The sequence below is a fragment of the Variovorax sp. AC194 genome (assembly GCF_979257995.1).
Map to the genome: position 1 here is coordinate 1,094,238 of NZ_OZ409823.1, position 13,285 is coordinate 1,107,522.

Below are 13,285 nucleotides of genomic sequence, written 5' to 3' on the forward strand. Positions count from 1 at the left end.
TCCCTTCAAAGCCCACCCAATGACGATCCAGACCGACGATTTCGCGCCCGCCCCTCAACGCGTGGTGTCCGCCGCCCCCGCCTCGCCGAATGAGGAGGCGATCGAACGGGCCCTGCGCCCCAAGCTGCTCGATGAATACGTCGGCCAGGCCAAGGTGCGCGAGCAGCTAGAGATCTTCATCGGCGCCGCGCGCAAGCGCAAGGAGGCGCTGGATCACGTGCTGCTGTTCGGCCCGCCGGGCCTGGGCAAGACCACGCTGTCGCACATCATCGCGGCCGAGCTGGGCGTCAACCTGCGCCAGACGTCGGGGCCCGTGCTCGAAAAGCCCAAGGACCTGGCGGCGCTGCTGACCAACCTCGAGCCCAACGACGTGCTCTTCATCGACGAGATCCACCGGCTGAGCCCGGTCGTCGAGGAAATCCTCTACCCCGCGCTGGAGGACTACCAGATCGACATCATGATCGGCGAGGGCCCCGCGGCGCGCAGCATCAAGCTCGACCTGCAGCCCTTCACCCTGGTGGGCGCCACCACCCGCGCCGGCATGCTGACCAACCCGCTGCGCGACCGCTTCGGCATCGTCGCGCGGCTGGAGTTCTACACGCCCGAGGAGCTCGCGCTGATCGTGACCCGCAGCGCCCGCCTGCTCAAGGTGGAAACCGACGCCACCGGCGGCTTCGAGATCGCCCGGCGCTCCCGCGGCACGCCCCGTATCGCCAACCGCCTGCTGCGCCGCGTGCGCGACTACGCCGAGGTCAAGGGCAACGGCCGCATCACCGAGGACATCGCCCACAAGGCGCTCGCCATGCTCGACGTCGATCCGCAGGGCTTCGACCTCATGGACAGGAAGCTGCTCGAAGCCGTGATCCACCGCTTCGACGGCGGCCCGGTGGGCCTGGACAACGTCGCGGCCAGCATCGGGGAGGAGCGCGACACCATCGAGGACGTGATCGAGCCCTACCTCATCCAGCAGGGCTACCTGCAGCGCACGCCGCGCGGGCGCATCGCCACGCTGGCCGCCTACCGCCACCTGGGCGTGACGCCGCCCTCGAGCCGTTCCGACGGACAGGACCTTTTCGGAGCCTGAAGACCCATGCACACCCATGACCTGAGCGCCTGGCAGCACGACCACCAGTTCGGCGCGGGCAACGCGTCCGCCGAGCGCAGCACGCGCCTGGTGATGTGGATCACCGCCGCGATGATGGTGGTGGAGATCGGCGCGGGCTGGTGGTTCAACTCGATGGCGCTGCTGGCCGACGGCTGGCACATGAGCTCGCACGCGCTGGCCATCGGCCTGAGCGCCTTCGCCTATGCGGCCGCGCGCCGCTATGCGCGCGATCCGCGCTTCGCGTTCGGCACCTGGAAGATCGAAGTGCTCGGCGGCTTCGCGAGCGCGCTGCTGCTGCTCGGCGTGGCGGCGCTGATGGTGGTGGGCTCGCTGGAGCGGCTGTGGTCGCCTTCGGCGATCCATTACCCCGAGGCGATTTCGGTGGCGGTGCTGGGGCTCGTGATCAACCTGGTCTGCGCGCGGCTGCTGGGCGGCACGCACCACGGTCACGGGCATGACCATGGGCATCACCACCATGGCCATGCCCAGGGCGATCACCACGACGATCACCGCGACGATCACCACGAACACGGCCACGACCTGAACCTGCGCTCCGCCTACCTGCACGTGGTGGCCGACGCCGCGACTTCGGTGCTCGCCATCGCGGCGCTGCTGGGCGGCTGGTTCTACGGCTGGGCCTGGCTCGACCCGGCCATGGGCATCGTCGGCGCGGTGCTGGTCGCCAGCTGGGCCCGGGGCCTCTTGAAGGAAACCGGCAAGGTGCTGCTCGACCGCGAGATGGACCACCCTGTCACCGAAGAGATCCGCGAAGGCGTCGAGACCACGCTGGCCGATTCGGAAACCCGCGTGGCCGACCTGCATGTCTGGCGCGTCGGCCGCGACGCCTACGCCTGCGCGCTCACGGTCGTGACCCATTCGCCGACGCTCACCGCCGACGAGGTGCGCGCCTGCTTCTCGATGCACGAGGAAATCCGCCACTCGACGGTGGAAATCCAGCGCTGCGCGGATTAGGTTTCAGGCCTTGCTCCTTCCCCCTCTGGGGGAAGGTTGGGATGGGGGCGGGCAGAGCGCCCGATGGGTACGCCGCTTGCCCCCACCCCTGCCCTCCCCCAGCGGGGGAGGGAGAAAGAAATTCAGGCAGCCGGCCGGCGGACGTGCCGCACGATCAACACCTGCGCCGCGTAGTAAGTCGCCAGCACCCACAGCTGCGCCAACGGCAGCGGCGCCACAAAGCGGTTGGTCGCCAGCAGCGCATCGCTCAGCATGAAGAAGCACGCGCCCACCGCCACCCACACCGCTGACGGATCTGCTTCGCGCAGCACCGCCGCACGCCCGATCGCCTGCGCCGCCATGCAGGCGATCACCACCACGTAGACCCCGACCGGAATCCGCAGCGCAGGCGGCAGCCCGCCCTGCCAGAGAAACGCGTACATCCCCGCGCCGACCAGGAGCGTCGCCGCCAGCGCCCCGCGCCGCGGGAACAGGCCCACGCCGATGCCGAAGAGCGCGATGTACGCCAGGTGCGCGAGCAAGAAGCACACGAGCCCCGGCACGAACAGCGTCGCCGGGCCCATCAGCAGCACGTCGCCCGCGAGAGACGCGGCCAGCCCGGCCAGCAGCAGCGCGTCGAAGCGCCCGACGCCGCCCGCGCGCACCGCACGCCGCGCCGCGAAGACGATCGCGATCGACAGCGCGAGCGGCTTGAAGACGTGGTGCAGCCCGTCGATGTGCAGCGCCGCGCTCGCGGTGGCCAGTGCGGCGGCCTCGACCAGCAGCACCTCGGTGACCGACAGCCGCCCCTGCAGCACCGCGCCGATGGCCCACACGCTCGCCGTCAGCGCGGCCAGCCAGACGGCCGCGCGCTGCATCGGCATGTCGTCGGAGAACCAGAGAAACAAGGCCACGCCGCCCAGCATCAAGAGGAACTGCACGCCCGCGAACCACTGCACCCCGCGGCTCACGACAGGTTCGTAGCGCGTGACTTTCGCGATGTCGAAGACCGGCTTCGGAAAGCGCGCCGCCACGTCGGCCGGCCGCCAGCCGGGCGGCTTGAGCCACACGCGCAGCTTGTCGGCCCAGCTGCGCGCATGCCACGAGTCCCTGGCGAGCGCCCAGTACACCTCGGCGTTCGCCCACAACGGGTCCCAGCTTTTCAGTTCGCCGCGCGTGCCGTAGACGCAGCGTTCGTCCTCTTCGCGGAAGGTGCCGAACATGCGGTCCCACACGATGAGGACGCCGCCGTAGTTGCGGTCCAGGTACGTGTCGTTCACCGCGTGGTGCACCCGGTGGTTCGAGGGCGAGCAGAACCAGCGGTCGAACCAGCCGAGCTTGCCCACCTGCTCGGTGTGCACCCAGAACTGGTAGAGCAGGTCGATGAGTGCCACCACCACGAACACCAGCGGCGGCACGCCGGCCACCGCCATCGGCAGATAGAAGATCCACCCGAGCAGCGCGCCGCTCGATGTCTGCCGCAGCGCGGTCGACAGGTTGTAGTGCTGGCTCTGGTGGTGCACCACGTGCGCCGCCCACAGCACCGCCGATTCGTGGCCCATGCGGTGCAGCCAGTAGTAGCAGAAGTCGTAGAACACGAGCGCGAGCAGCCAGCCGTACCAGGTGGTCCAGAAGTCGCTGGCCGCCTCTTTCGGAAAGAGCACCACCGCCGAATACACCGCGGTGTAGATGCCGATGCGCAGGAGCCCCGTGAGCACCGCGCTGATCTGGCTCAGCATTCCGAGGCCGATGCTGTTGACCGCATCGGCCAGCCCGTAGGTGTCGTGCCCCGTGCCGCGGCGCGCCCGCACGCGGCCCACCGCGAACTCGATCGCGATCAGCAGGAGGAACACGGGTGTCGCAAGAACGATGATCTGGCCAGGTCGCATCGCGCGATTGTGGCGTTGCCGGGCCTGTTGATGCTATTTCCGGCGTCGCGTTGGACAGCCAACCCTGCGGGAAGGTATGCCAGGGCAGCCCATTCTGCGTTGCGCTCCTTGCGTGTGCATATGCACACGCGGCGTCGCGCGCCTTGATTGGCCCGCCCTGGCATACCTTCGCGACGCCGGAAATAGCATCAACAGGCCCTGGGCCACGCGTCACCGGGATGTCACGGGTGTGCCATCGCGGCGTCATGCGCGGGTGGGAGCCTACCCGTCCATGCAACGCGACGACGCTTTCCTTCGCGCATGGCGCGACACCGCTGTCCAGGCTCCCGACCTGGAGGACGACGATCGCCAGCGTCCGCCGCTGCAGTTCCGCACGCTCTGGATCTCCGACCTGCACCTGGGCACGCCCGGCTGCCAGGCGCGCGCGCTGCTCGACTTCCTGAAGCACACCGAGTGCGAGACGCTCTTCCTGGTCGGCGACATCATCGATGGCTGGCAGCTCAAGCGCCACTGGTACTGGCCGCAGGCGCACAACGACGTGATCCAGAAGCTCCTGCGCAAGGCGCGCAAGGGCACGCGCGTGATCTTCATTCCGGGCAACCACGACGAGTTCGCCCGCAAGTACCTCAACCACAACTTCGGCGGCATCGACGTGGCCGACGAATGGATCCACGAGACGGCCGACGGCCGCAAGCTCTGGATCATCCACGGCGACCTGTTCGACGGTGTGATCCAGTGCGCCAAGTGGCTCGCCTACGTGGGCGATTCGCTCTACGAATTCACGTTGAAGCTGAACCGCCACCTCAACTCGCTGCGCGCGCGCATGGGGCTGCCGTACTGGTCGCTTTCCAAGTACCTCAAGGGCAAGGTCAAGCGCGCGGTGAGCTACGTGGGCGACTTCGAGAACGCCGTGGCGCGCGAGGCCCGCAAGCGCGGCGCGCAGGGCGTGGTGTGCGGCCACATCCACCATGCCGAGATGCGCGACATCGACGGCATCCTCTACTGCAACGACGGCGACTGGGTGGAGAGCCTCACGGCGCTGGCCGAGCATGCCGACGGCACGCTGGAAATCATCGACTGGGCCGAGCACATGCCGGTGCCGTCGAAGGCGACGCCGGCACGTGAGGCCGTCGAAGCCTGAGCGCGAAACCAGGGGAGGATCAGTCGCGCCGCGCCGGCCCCTTGGCGGTGTGGCTGAGGTAGTGCTCCCGCCAGGCATCGCAGTGGCGCCACATGCTCTTGCCCATTTCGTCCATCCACAGCCACCAGGTCAGCGCGAGCTTCTCGGGGTCGTGAACGTCGGACAGCAGGGGCATCGCCGCGGAGGCGCGGGCCGGCGGATCGGGCAGTTCGTAGTCGCACAGCCGCTCGACGCTGGCGTGCGAGAAACCGGGTGTGGTGGTCGCGTGCATGGTGCTCTCCATTGAGCGCAGCGCATTCTCTGGCGCACAGAACAACTCCCGGACGCCGATTGTGCGCGGCGGCTCCACTGCGTCGCAGAGGACTATCCCGGGTGTGCGCACAAACTACGGAAAGTGGTGAGTCTTCGTCCGATCCGACGATGCCGCCACCCCGCCCCGCGGGTGCACACTCGCCGCTGCATTCCAACGGGACCCCACCATGGCCTGGACACTCAGCGCGGCTGAAACAGTATTCCGGAACGAGGTTCGCGACTTCCTCTCGCGTGAGCTGACGCCCGCGTTGCGCGCCGCCGGCCGGCGCTGCTCGGGCATCTTCAGCGACTACGCCGAAGGCAACGGCTGGCACCGCATCCTGGCGAAACGCGGCTGGAGCGTGCCGCACTGGCCCGTCGAGCACGGCGGCACGGGCTGGACGCCGATGCAGCACTACCTCTTCGCGGCCGAGCTGGCCGCGGCCGATGCGCCGCAGCGCGCGCCCATGGGGCCGGGCATGGTCGCGCCGGTCATCATCGCCTTCGGCACCGAGGCGCAGAAGCGCGCGTGGCTGCCGGGCATCCGGTCGGGCGAGGACTACTGGTGCCAGGGCTACTCCGAGCCGCAGGCGGGCTCGGACCTCGCTTCGCTGCAGTGCAAGGCCGTTCGTGATCACAGCAATGGCGACCACTACGTCATCAACGGCACCAAGATCTGGACCACCCACGCGCAGTACGCCAACCGCATGTTCTGCCTGGTGCGCACCGCCTCGGGCGGCAAGCCGCAGCAGGGCATCAGCTTCCTGTGCTTCGACCTTCCCACGCCGGGCATCACGATCCGGCCGATCATCAGCATCTCGGGCGACCACGAGCTGAACCAGGTGTTCTTCGACGACGTGCGCGTGCCCGCCGAAGGGCTCATCGGCGAGGAGAACCAGGGCTGGACCATCGCCAAGTACCTGCTGCAGCACGAGCGCGGCGGCGCCTGGACGCCGATGCTGCGCGCGCGCCTGCGCCGCTTGTACGTGGCTGCCGACGCGATCGCCGATGCGCAAGAGGCCGACGACATGGCGCTGCGCCTGGCCGACGCCGAGTGCGCCATCGACGCGCTCGAGGCCACCGAGCTGCAATCGCTGCGCGCGCACGCCCGCGGCGAGCCGCCTGGCATCCGCCCCTCGATGGGCAAGGTGCTCGGCTCCGAGCTGCGCCAGCGGCTGACCGAACTGGGCGTCGACATCGCCGGCCCCTACGCTGGCGTCGACCTGCCGCTGGACGACGGGCTGCAGGGCGAACTGCAGATCCCTGAGGAGGCCGTGTTCTCGATGTCGGCCTACCTCAACGACCGCGCCGCGTCGATCTACGCCGGCTCCAACGAGGTGCAGCGCAACATCGTCGCGGCGCACCTGCTGGCCCGCTGAGGTTTCCGTCATGAGCACACGCACCGAACAAGACGACACCCTCGCGATGCTGCGCGACAGCCTCGCGCGCTACTTGGACGACAACCACGGCTTCGCGCAGCGCCTGCATGCGCTCGCGAAAGCCGACAACGCGCCGCCGCCGTTCTGGCAGGGCCTCTCGCGCGAGCTCGACCTGCTGGGCGCGGCACTGCCCGAATCGCAAGGCGGCCTGGGCCTGGGCATGGCCGCGCACCTCGCGCTGACGGAAACGCTGGGCGGCGCGCTCGCGGCCGAGCCCTATCTGTCGACGATGGTGATCGGCGCCGGCCTGCTGCAGCGCCACCCCGGTGCAGAGGCCGATGCGCTGCTCGCGCGCGTCGTCGCGGGGCAGGCCGTGCTGGCCTTTGCGCACGGCGAGCCGCAGGGCCGCCATGCGCGCGACGACGTGCAGGCGCAACTCGTGCGCGAGGGCGACGGCTTCCGGCTCGACGGGCGCAAGGCCGTGGTGCAGGCCGCGCCGTGGGCCAGCCGCTTCATCGTCACGGCGCGCAGCGAGAAAGGCCTGTCGCTGCTTGTGGTGCCCAGAGACACGCCCGGCCTGCGCCTGCGCGCCTACCCGACGCGCGACGGCAGCCGCGCCGCGGACATCGCCTTCGACGACGTGCGCCTGTCCGCCGATGCATTGCTCGGCGCGGAGGGCGGCGCGCTGCCGCAGATCGAACGCGCGCTCGACGAGGCCACGCTCGCCGTCTGCGCCGAATCGGTCGGCGTCATGCGCCGCCTGCTGCGCGACACGCTCGATTACGTGCGCCAGCGCAAGCAATTCGGCGTGCCCATCGCGAGCTTCCAGGTGCTGCAGCACCGCCTGGCCGACATGCACATGGCGCTGGAGCAGGCGGCCGCGCTCACCGCGAGCGTCGGCGAAATCGTCGACAGCGCGAGCGACGACGAGCGCGCCCGCGCGGTCTCGTCCGCCAAGGTCGCCGCGGCCAAGGCGTGCAAGGCCGTGGGGCAGGGCGCGGTGCAACTGCACGGCGGCATGGGCATGACCGAGGAGCTGGCGATCGGCCACTACATGCGCCGCGCCACGTTGATCGAAGGCCAGTTCGGCCCGCCCGCATGGCACTTGCGCCGCGTGGCGAAGCTGCGCGCCGTCGCGCCACAGACGTAGATACAGAGAGAGACGAGAGATAGGGCCGCATTCGTCGCTTTGGACGATGCACCCCCGCCGCCCCCGCGCCAAGATCGCCTCCACACACAGGAGACAGACCATGGCAGGCCCATTGCAGGGACTCAGGGTGATCGAGATGGCGGGCATCGGCCCCGGGCCGTTCTGTGCGATGCTCTTCGCCGACATGGGCGCGGAGGTGGTCCGCATCGAGCGCCCCGGCTCGCGCACCGCACCCCACGACATCCTCGCGCGCGGCCGCAGCACGCTGCAGCTCGACCTGCGCGCGGAAGGCGCCGCGGAGGCCGTGCTCGCGGCCATCGCGAAGGCCGACGTGCTCATCGAGGGCTTTCGCCCCGGCGTGATGGAGCGCCTGGGCCTCGGCCCCGCCGAATGCCACGCGCGCAACCCGCGCCTGGTCTATGGCCGCATGACCGGCTGGGGCCAGCACGGCCCGCTCGCGCATGCGGCCGGCCACGACATCAACTACATCGCCATCAGCGGCGCTCTGCATGCCATCGGCCGCGCGGGCGAGCCGCCGGTGCCGCCGCTCAATTACGTGGGCGACTTCGGCGGCGGCGCGATGCTGCTGGCCTTCGGCATCCTCGCCGCGCTGCACGAGGCCAAGGGCTCGGGCCAGGGGCAGGTGGTCGATGCGGCGATGACCGACGGCGCGGCGCTGCTGTCTTCGATGATGTACGGCTTCAAGTCGGCCGGCATGTGGAGCAACCAGCGCGGCGAGAACATGCTGGACGGCGGCGCGCACTTCTACGACACCTATGCCTGCGCCGACGGCAAGTACGTGGCCGTGGGCGCCATCGAGCCGCAGTTCTACGCACTGCTGCGCGAGCGCTGCGGCATCGCCGACGACACCGCCTTCGACGCGCAGATGGACGCCGACCGATGGCCGCTGCTCAAGCTGCGCATGGCCGACCTGTTCCGCACCCGCACGCGCGACGAATGGTGCGTGCTGCTCGAAGGCAGCGACGCCTGCTTCGCGCCCGTGCTCGACTGGGACGAGGCGCCCGCGCATCCGCACAACGTGGCGCGCGGCACCTTCGCGAACGTCGGCGGCGTGGTGCAGCCTGCGCCCGCGCCGCGCTTCAGCCGCACCGCACCGGTGATGCCGCCCGCCACCGCGCACGACGACGGCGAAGCGATGCTGCGCCGCTGGGGCGCGGCGACCGTGCCCGTCGTTCCCGCCGTGGCCGGCTGAAAAGGAGACGTTCCATGTTCCTCACCCCGCCCCAAGGGCCGCCGCTAGAAGGCCCGCGAAACCGCCGTGGTCTGCGGCAACAAGCGCCTCAGCTTCGGCGAGCTCGCCGACCGCGCCGCGTCTGCTGACCGCCAACATTTTCAAAACTACAAAGGACAACGCCCATGCCCATCGATTTCAGCCGCTCCTGGAGCGACGAAGACCTGGCGCTCTACCGCGACAACGTGGTGCGCTTCGTCGAAACCGAAGTGCTCCCGCACGACGAAGAAGCGCGCAAGCGCGGCCACGTCGGCCACGAGGTCTGGCGCAAGGCCGGCGCGCTCGGCCTCTTGTGCGCCGACATTCCCGACGACTACGGCGGCGCGGGCGGCGACTTCCGCCACGAGGCCGTGGTGTACGAGGAGATGTCGCGCCGCGGGCTCACGGGCATGGCCACCTCGGTGCACGCCATCGTCGCGCACTACATCTTCAACCACGGCACCGAGGAACAGAAGCGCCACTACCTGCCCCTCTTGGCGAGCGGCGAGATGGTCGGCGCCATCGCCATGACCGAGCCCGGCGCGGGCTCCGACCTGCAGGGCGTGCGCACCCGCGCCGAGAAGAAGGACGGCGGCTACCTCATCAACGGCTCCAAGACCTTCATCACCAACGGCTACCTCGCCGGCCTGGTGCTGGTGGTGTGCAAGACCGATCCGGCGCAGGGCGCCAAGGGCACCTCGATCCTCATCGTGGAGACCGCGGGCTGCGAGGGCTTTCGCGTGGGGCGCGTGCTCGACAAGATCGGCATGAAGGCGCAGGACACCTCCGAGCTCTTCTTCGACGACGTGCGCGTGCCCGCCGATGCGCTGCTCGGCGGCCAGGAAGGGCAGGGCTTTTTCCAGTTGATGAGCGACCTGCCGTACGAGCGCACCATCATCGGCGTGACCGCGCTCGCGGCCATGGAAGGCGCCTACCAGGCCACGCTGGACTACGTGCGCGACCGCAAGGCCTTCGGCAAGCCGATCGCCGAGTTCCAGAACACCAAGTTCAAGCTCGCCGAGATCGCCACCCAGATCAAGGTGGGCCGCGCCTTCATCGACCGCTGCGTCGAAGACCTGGTGGCCGGCCGGCTGGACACCGCCACCGCCTCCATGGCCAAGCTCTGGGGCACCGAGGCGCAGGGCCGCGTGATGGACGAGTGCCTGCAGCTGTTCGGCGGCTACGGCTACATGAGCGAATACATGGTCGCGCGCATGTACGCCGATGCGCGGGTGCAGCGCATCTACGGCGGCACCAACGAGATCATGAAAGAGGTGATTTCGCGGGCGCTGTAATGCGCCGCGCCGGCGTCCGCGCGCTCAGGTCAGACGGCGGATTTCCGCCCGCGCGATTTCGCGGTGGTGGTACGAGGGCGAGATGCCGATGAACCGCGTGTAGCGCTCCACGGCGGCCACTGTGTTGCCCGTGTCTTCCAGCTCCAGCGCCTCGAGCATGAACTGGGTGAAGAGCTTGTTGGCGTCGGCCTCGCGGTCGGACGCGGCGAGCGTCTTGGGGCGCAGCTCGGGCCGGATCGCGAAGATCCGGCGCTGCACTTCCATCACCTCGATGAGCGCGCGGCCGATGCGCTCGATGTTCTCGGGGATCGGTTCGAGCTGGGTGTCGCGCACTTCCGTTGCGGCCTGGTCCAGCAGATGAGAAGCCACCCGCAGCAGCTGATGCAGTGGTTTGTGGTTGGTCATGGCCGGGCCGGATGGCCGCTGGCCTTGTACTGGAAGGAGAAATCGGGCGATGCCTGCTTGGGCTGCTGCGGCTGCACTTCCTGCTGCTGCAGCTGCTGGTGTTGATGCTGCTGCTCCGCATCCTTCAGCTTCTGGGCCAGCTGGCGTCCGCGCTCGGCGATCGCCAGGCTCTTGGCCGTGTCGTAGCCGTGCTCCTTCACCGAGAAGGCCTTGCACACGCTGCCCTTGCCCGCGGTGAACGTGGTCGCGAGCCAGTAGCCGGGGTGGCCCGCGTTGGGCATCTTGAACTGCACGCCGCTCACGCCGCTGGAATTGGTGCTGCGGGTGATCTCCGACTTGGAGCGCTTGGACACGCGCGGCCCCGGCGCCTGCACCGTCATGCCCTGGCGGATCGCCTCTTCGGCCGGATGCAGCCGCGCGAGGCCCGACATGCGGGCGAGTTGCTTCTCGCGCTCCTCGATGGCCATCGCCAGCGCCGCGTTGCCGACGCTGTCGACCGGAAAGTCGGTGCGCAGGATCTCGTCCTGCCCGATGTAGGTCTTGGCGACCCACGCCCGCACCCGGCCGCCGGATGCGATCTGGCAGAAGACGCCCGAGACGCCCGTGGTGTTGTTGGCGCGCAGCTTTTCGGCCCGCGCGCGCCGCGCCACCGGCGGCACGCTGCGCACCACGGCGTCGCGCCAGTCCTGCGCCTGGACCAGGGCCTGCTCCAGCCCACCGTAGCTCGCCTTGCCGAACTGCCGGTAATAGCGGGTTCCGTTGCGCACGAGCGAGACTTCGAACCCCCAGGGGCGGGGGGCGATGCCATACATGGCGGCTGGGTTGGGAATACCTCTGGGCATTTGGCGCACTGCTACTTTTTCAGCATTTCTGCTGGGGGCTCCCTGGCGGGTCGGGCTGTTCTGACAGGGATGCTAGGGATTGCGCACGGTGGGCGGTATCACCGATTTCCGTAGTAGTGCGTCACGCGCCGCAATGGGCGCGGCCCGAAGCCTGTCCGGGGCGCGGCGGCGCCCGTGTTGTATTTCTTTTCTATCTATTCGAGGCGCAAAAGACGACTATTGGTAATGATCAAATTCAGACCCCACCTCGCCCTCCTGGCCCTGCTCGCGGCAGGCTTCGTTGCCATGACAGCCCATGCGCAGGGTTCGCCAGCTCCTGCGTCCACGGCGTCCCGGGCATTCCCGGCGTTTCCCGCGGGCTTCAAGACCCAGAACATCACCGTCAACGGCGCGACGCTCCACGTGCGCGTCGGCGGCAAGGGGCCGGCCGTCACGCTGCTGCACGGCTACGGCGAAACGGGCGACATGTGGGCGCCCATGGCCGCCGACCTCGCGCGCGACCACACCGTCGTCGTGCCCGACCTGCGCGGCATGGGCCTGTCGGACCACCCGGCCGGCGGCTACGACAAGAAAACCCAGGGCCAGGACATCGCGCTCCTGCTCGACACCCTGAAGATCGACCGCACCGACCTCGTGACGCACGACATCGGCAACATGGTCGGCTACGCGTTCGCCGCGCAATACCGCGACCGCGTGACCCGCTTCGTGCTCATCGACGCGCCGCTGCCGGGCGTCGGACCGTGGGAAGAGATCCTGAAGACGCCGCTGCTGTGGCACTTCCGCTTCGGCGGTCCGGACATGGAACGGCTGGTGGCCGGCCGTGAGCGCATCTATCTCGATCGCTTCTGGAACGAGTTCTCGGCCACCCCCGCGCGCTTTTCGGAAGGCGCCCGCCGGCACTACGCCAAGCTGTACGCGCGACCCGGCGCGATGCACTCGGGCTTTGCGCAGTTCGCGGCCTTCGACCAGGACGTGATCGACAACAAGGCCTTCATGGCGCAAGGCAAGCTCGCGATGCCGGTGCTGGCCGTGGGAGGGGAGAAATCCTTCGGCCCGATGATGGCGACGGTGATGCGGTTCGCCGCGAGCGATGTGACGGAAGGGTCGATTCCGGATTCGGGGCACTGGATCATGGAGGAGAACCCGGGGGCGACGGTGAAGGCGGTGAGGGGATTTCTAGGTGATTGACCGCAATGCCACCTAACAATGGCTGGGAAGACTGTGAGCTGCTAAGTGTCAGCAGCATTCTTCGTCGCTTTCGGCCCAATTCTTAAGGTGCGATTTTCGAGTGGACACGATTTAGCAAGATTCTGGCGCGTCTGTTGTTTGTTGACTCGGAAGCCCTCGCCGACGGGCGTTCCTCCAACGCTGACCAGCTTCACAATGCGCCTAGCTTTGCACCGCGATAGCGTCGAGTTTCGCTGCCGCGTCAAGATGTTCAGGTGCGCGAATCACGCAGCGGTGATTTCTATGGGTGCCTTCGCGCGAGGAGAGTATTTTCGACGTTATCAGCGGCGTAGAAGCAGATTTTGGTTGCAGAACCCAAGTAGTAGGGATGCGGCGCGTCAAGGTAAACACAGCGCTTTGACCATCATGGGTCGGCAGG

At 68.6% G+C, this 13,285-nt stretch carries 12 protein-coding genes; 8 read left to right on the forward strand and 4 right to left on the reverse strand.

The window, feature by feature from the left end:
• Positions 1 to 19: 19 nt before the first annotated feature.
• Together ruvB and dmeF are read left to right on the forward strand one after the other, a co-directional pair.
• Complete coding sequence (gene ruvB, locus ACZYRS_RS05195) at positions 20 to 1,084, forward strand: Holliday junction branch migration DNA helicase RuvB (RefSeq protein ID WP_198786629.1); 1,065 nt, start codon at positions 20 to 22, stop codon at positions 1,082 to 1,084.
• Between the two features lie 6 nt (positions 1,085 to 1,090).
• On the forward strand, positions 1,091 to 2,077 hold the full coding sequence (gene dmeF, locus ACZYRS_RS05200) for a CDF family Co(II)/Ni(II) efflux transporter DmeF (protein ID WP_463418372.1): 987 nt from the start codon (positions 1,091 to 1,093) through the stop codon (positions 2,075 to 2,077).
• A 122-nt stretch (positions 2,078 to 2,199) separates the two neighbouring features.
• Here the strand turns inward: dmeF and ACZYRS_RS05205 are convergent, their stop codons facing one another.
• Entirely contained in the window at positions 2,200 to 3,945 is a 1,746-nt protein-coding gene (locus ACZYRS_RS05205; RefSeq protein ID WP_463418373.1) for a lysoplasmalogenase family protein, read from the reverse strand.
• A gap of 271 nt (positions 3,946 to 4,216) precedes the next feature.
• Between ACZYRS_RS05205 and ACZYRS_RS05210 the strand changes: the two genes are divergently transcribed.
• Positions 4,217 to 5,086, forward strand: coding sequence for a UDP-2,3-diacylglucosamine diphosphatase (locus ACZYRS_RS05210; protein ID WP_463418374.1), 870 nt, complete (start codon positions 4,217 to 4,219; stop codon positions 5,084 to 5,086).
• Between the two features lie 19 nt (positions 5,087 to 5,105).
• On the opposite strand, the gene ACZYRS_RS05215 is transcribed toward ACZYRS_RS05210, so the two are convergent.
• Positions 5,106 to 5,357, reverse strand: coding sequence for a hypothetical protein (locus tag ACZYRS_RS05215; protein ID WP_198786625.1), 252 nt, complete (start codon positions 5,355 to 5,357; stop codon positions 5,106 to 5,108).
• A 208-nt stretch (positions 5,358 to 5,565) separates the two neighbouring features.
• On the opposite strand from ACZYRS_RS05215, the gene ACZYRS_RS05220 reads away from it, so the two are divergent.
• The 4 genes from ACZYRS_RS05220 to ACZYRS_RS05235 all read left to right on the forward strand — a co-directional run bounded on the left by ACZYRS_RS05220 (position 5,566) and on the right by ACZYRS_RS05235 (position 10,432).
• Entirely contained in the window at positions 5,566 to 6,756 is a 1,191-nt protein-coding gene (locus tag ACZYRS_RS05220) for an acyl-CoA dehydrogenase family protein (protein WP_463418375.1), read from the forward strand.
• Between the two features lie 10 nt (positions 6,757 to 6,766).
• The gene (locus ACZYRS_RS05225; protein ID WP_463418376.1) at positions 6,767 to 7,906 is read left to right on the forward strand and encodes an acyl-CoA dehydrogenase family protein; all 1,140 of its coding nucleotides are present in this window, start codon (positions 6,767 to 6,769) and stop codon (positions 7,904 to 7,906) included.
• A gap of 100 nt (positions 7,907 to 8,006) precedes the next feature.
• Positions 8,007 to 9,119, forward strand: coding sequence for a CaiB/BaiF CoA transferase family protein (locus ACZYRS_RS05230; protein ID WP_463418377.1), 1,113 nt, complete (start codon positions 8,007 to 8,009; stop codon positions 9,117 to 9,119).
• Positions 9,120 to 9,283: 164 nt separating this feature from the next.
• A complete protein-coding gene (locus ACZYRS_RS05235) occupies positions 9,284 to 10,432 on the forward strand; it encodes an acyl-CoA dehydrogenase family protein (RefSeq protein WP_463418378.1) in 1,149 nt (382 codons plus the stop codon).
• Between the two features lie 24 nt (positions 10,433 to 10,456).
• On the opposite strand, the gene ACZYRS_RS05240 is transcribed toward ACZYRS_RS05235, so the two are convergent.
• Both ACZYRS_RS05240 and ACZYRS_RS05245 read right to left on the reverse strand, forming a co-directional pair.
• Positions 10,457 to 10,837 carry a hypothetical protein gene (locus ACZYRS_RS05240; RefSeq protein ID WP_198786620.1) on the reverse strand — a complete coding sequence of 127 codons (381 nt, stop codon included), beginning with the start codon at positions 10,835 to 10,837 and terminating at the stop codon, positions 10,457 to 10,459.
• Positions 10,834 to 11,649 (reverse strand): AP2 domain-containing protein, encoded by an 816-nt coding sequence (locus tag ACZYRS_RS05245; protein ID WP_463418379.1) that lies wholly within the window; start codon positions 11,647 to 11,649, stop codon positions 10,834 to 10,836. Before ACZYRS_RS05245 ends, ACZYRS_RS05240 begins: the two co-directional genes overlap by 4 nt.
• A gap of 255 nt (positions 11,650 to 11,904) precedes the next feature.
• Here ACZYRS_RS05245 and ACZYRS_RS05250 point away from each other — a divergent pair, with 255 nt between their 5' ends.
• The gene (locus ACZYRS_RS05250; RefSeq protein ID WP_463418380.1) at positions 11,905 to 12,867 is read left to right on the forward strand and encodes an alpha/beta fold hydrolase; all 963 of its coding nucleotides are present in this window, start codon (positions 11,905 to 11,907) and stop codon (positions 12,865 to 12,867) included.
• Positions 12,868 to 13,285: the final 418 nt, after the last annotated feature.

Excerpts from the sequence above, each read along its gene's own strand:
- ACZYRS_RS05215 (WP_198786625.1), bottom strand. The coding sequence starts at position 5,357 with ATGCACGCGACCACCACACCCGGTTTCTCGCACGCCAGCGTCGAGCGG.
- ACZYRS_RS05220 (WP_463418375.1), top strand. The coding sequence starts at position 5,566 with ATGGCCTGGACACTCAGCGCGGCTGAAACAGTATTCCGGAACGAGGTT.
- ruvB (WP_198786629.1), top strand. The coding sequence starts at position 20 with ATGACGATCCAGACCGACGATTTCGCGCCCGCCCCTCAACGCGTGGTG.
- ACZYRS_RS05210 (WP_463418374.1), top strand. The coding sequence starts at position 4,217 with ATGCAACGCGACGACGCTTTCCTTCGCGCATGGCGCGACACCGCTGTC.
- ACZYRS_RS05235 (WP_463418378.1), top strand. The coding sequence starts at position 9,284 with ATGCCCATCGATTTCAGCCGCTCCTGGAGCGACGAAGACCTGGCGCTC.
- ACZYRS_RS05250 (WP_463418380.1), top strand. The coding sequence starts at position 11,905 with ATGATCAAATTCAGACCCCACCTCGCCCTCCTGGCCCTGCTCGCGGCA.
- ACZYRS_RS05245 (WP_463418379.1), bottom strand. The coding sequence starts at position 11,649 with ATGTATGGCATCGCCCCCCGCCCCTGGGGGTTCGAAGTCTCGCTCGTG.
- ACZYRS_RS05230 (WP_463418377.1), top strand. The coding sequence starts at position 8,007 with ATGGCAGGCCCATTGCAGGGACTCAGGGTGATCGAGATGGCGGGCATC.
- ACZYRS_RS05240 (WP_198786620.1), bottom strand. The coding sequence starts at position 10,837 with ATGACCAACCACAAACCACTGCATCAGCTGCTGCGGGTGGCTTCTCAT.
- ACZYRS_RS05205 (WP_463418373.1), bottom strand. The coding sequence starts at position 3,945 with ATGCGACCTGGCCAGATCATCGTTCTTGCGACACCCGTGTTCCTCCTG.
- ACZYRS_RS05225 (WP_463418376.1), top strand. The coding sequence starts at position 6,767 with ATGAGCACACGCACCGAACAAGACGACACCCTCGCGATGCTGCGCGAC.
- dmeF (WP_463418372.1), top strand. The coding sequence starts at position 1,091 with ATGCACACCCATGACCTGAGCGCCTGGCAGCACGACCACCAGTTCGGC.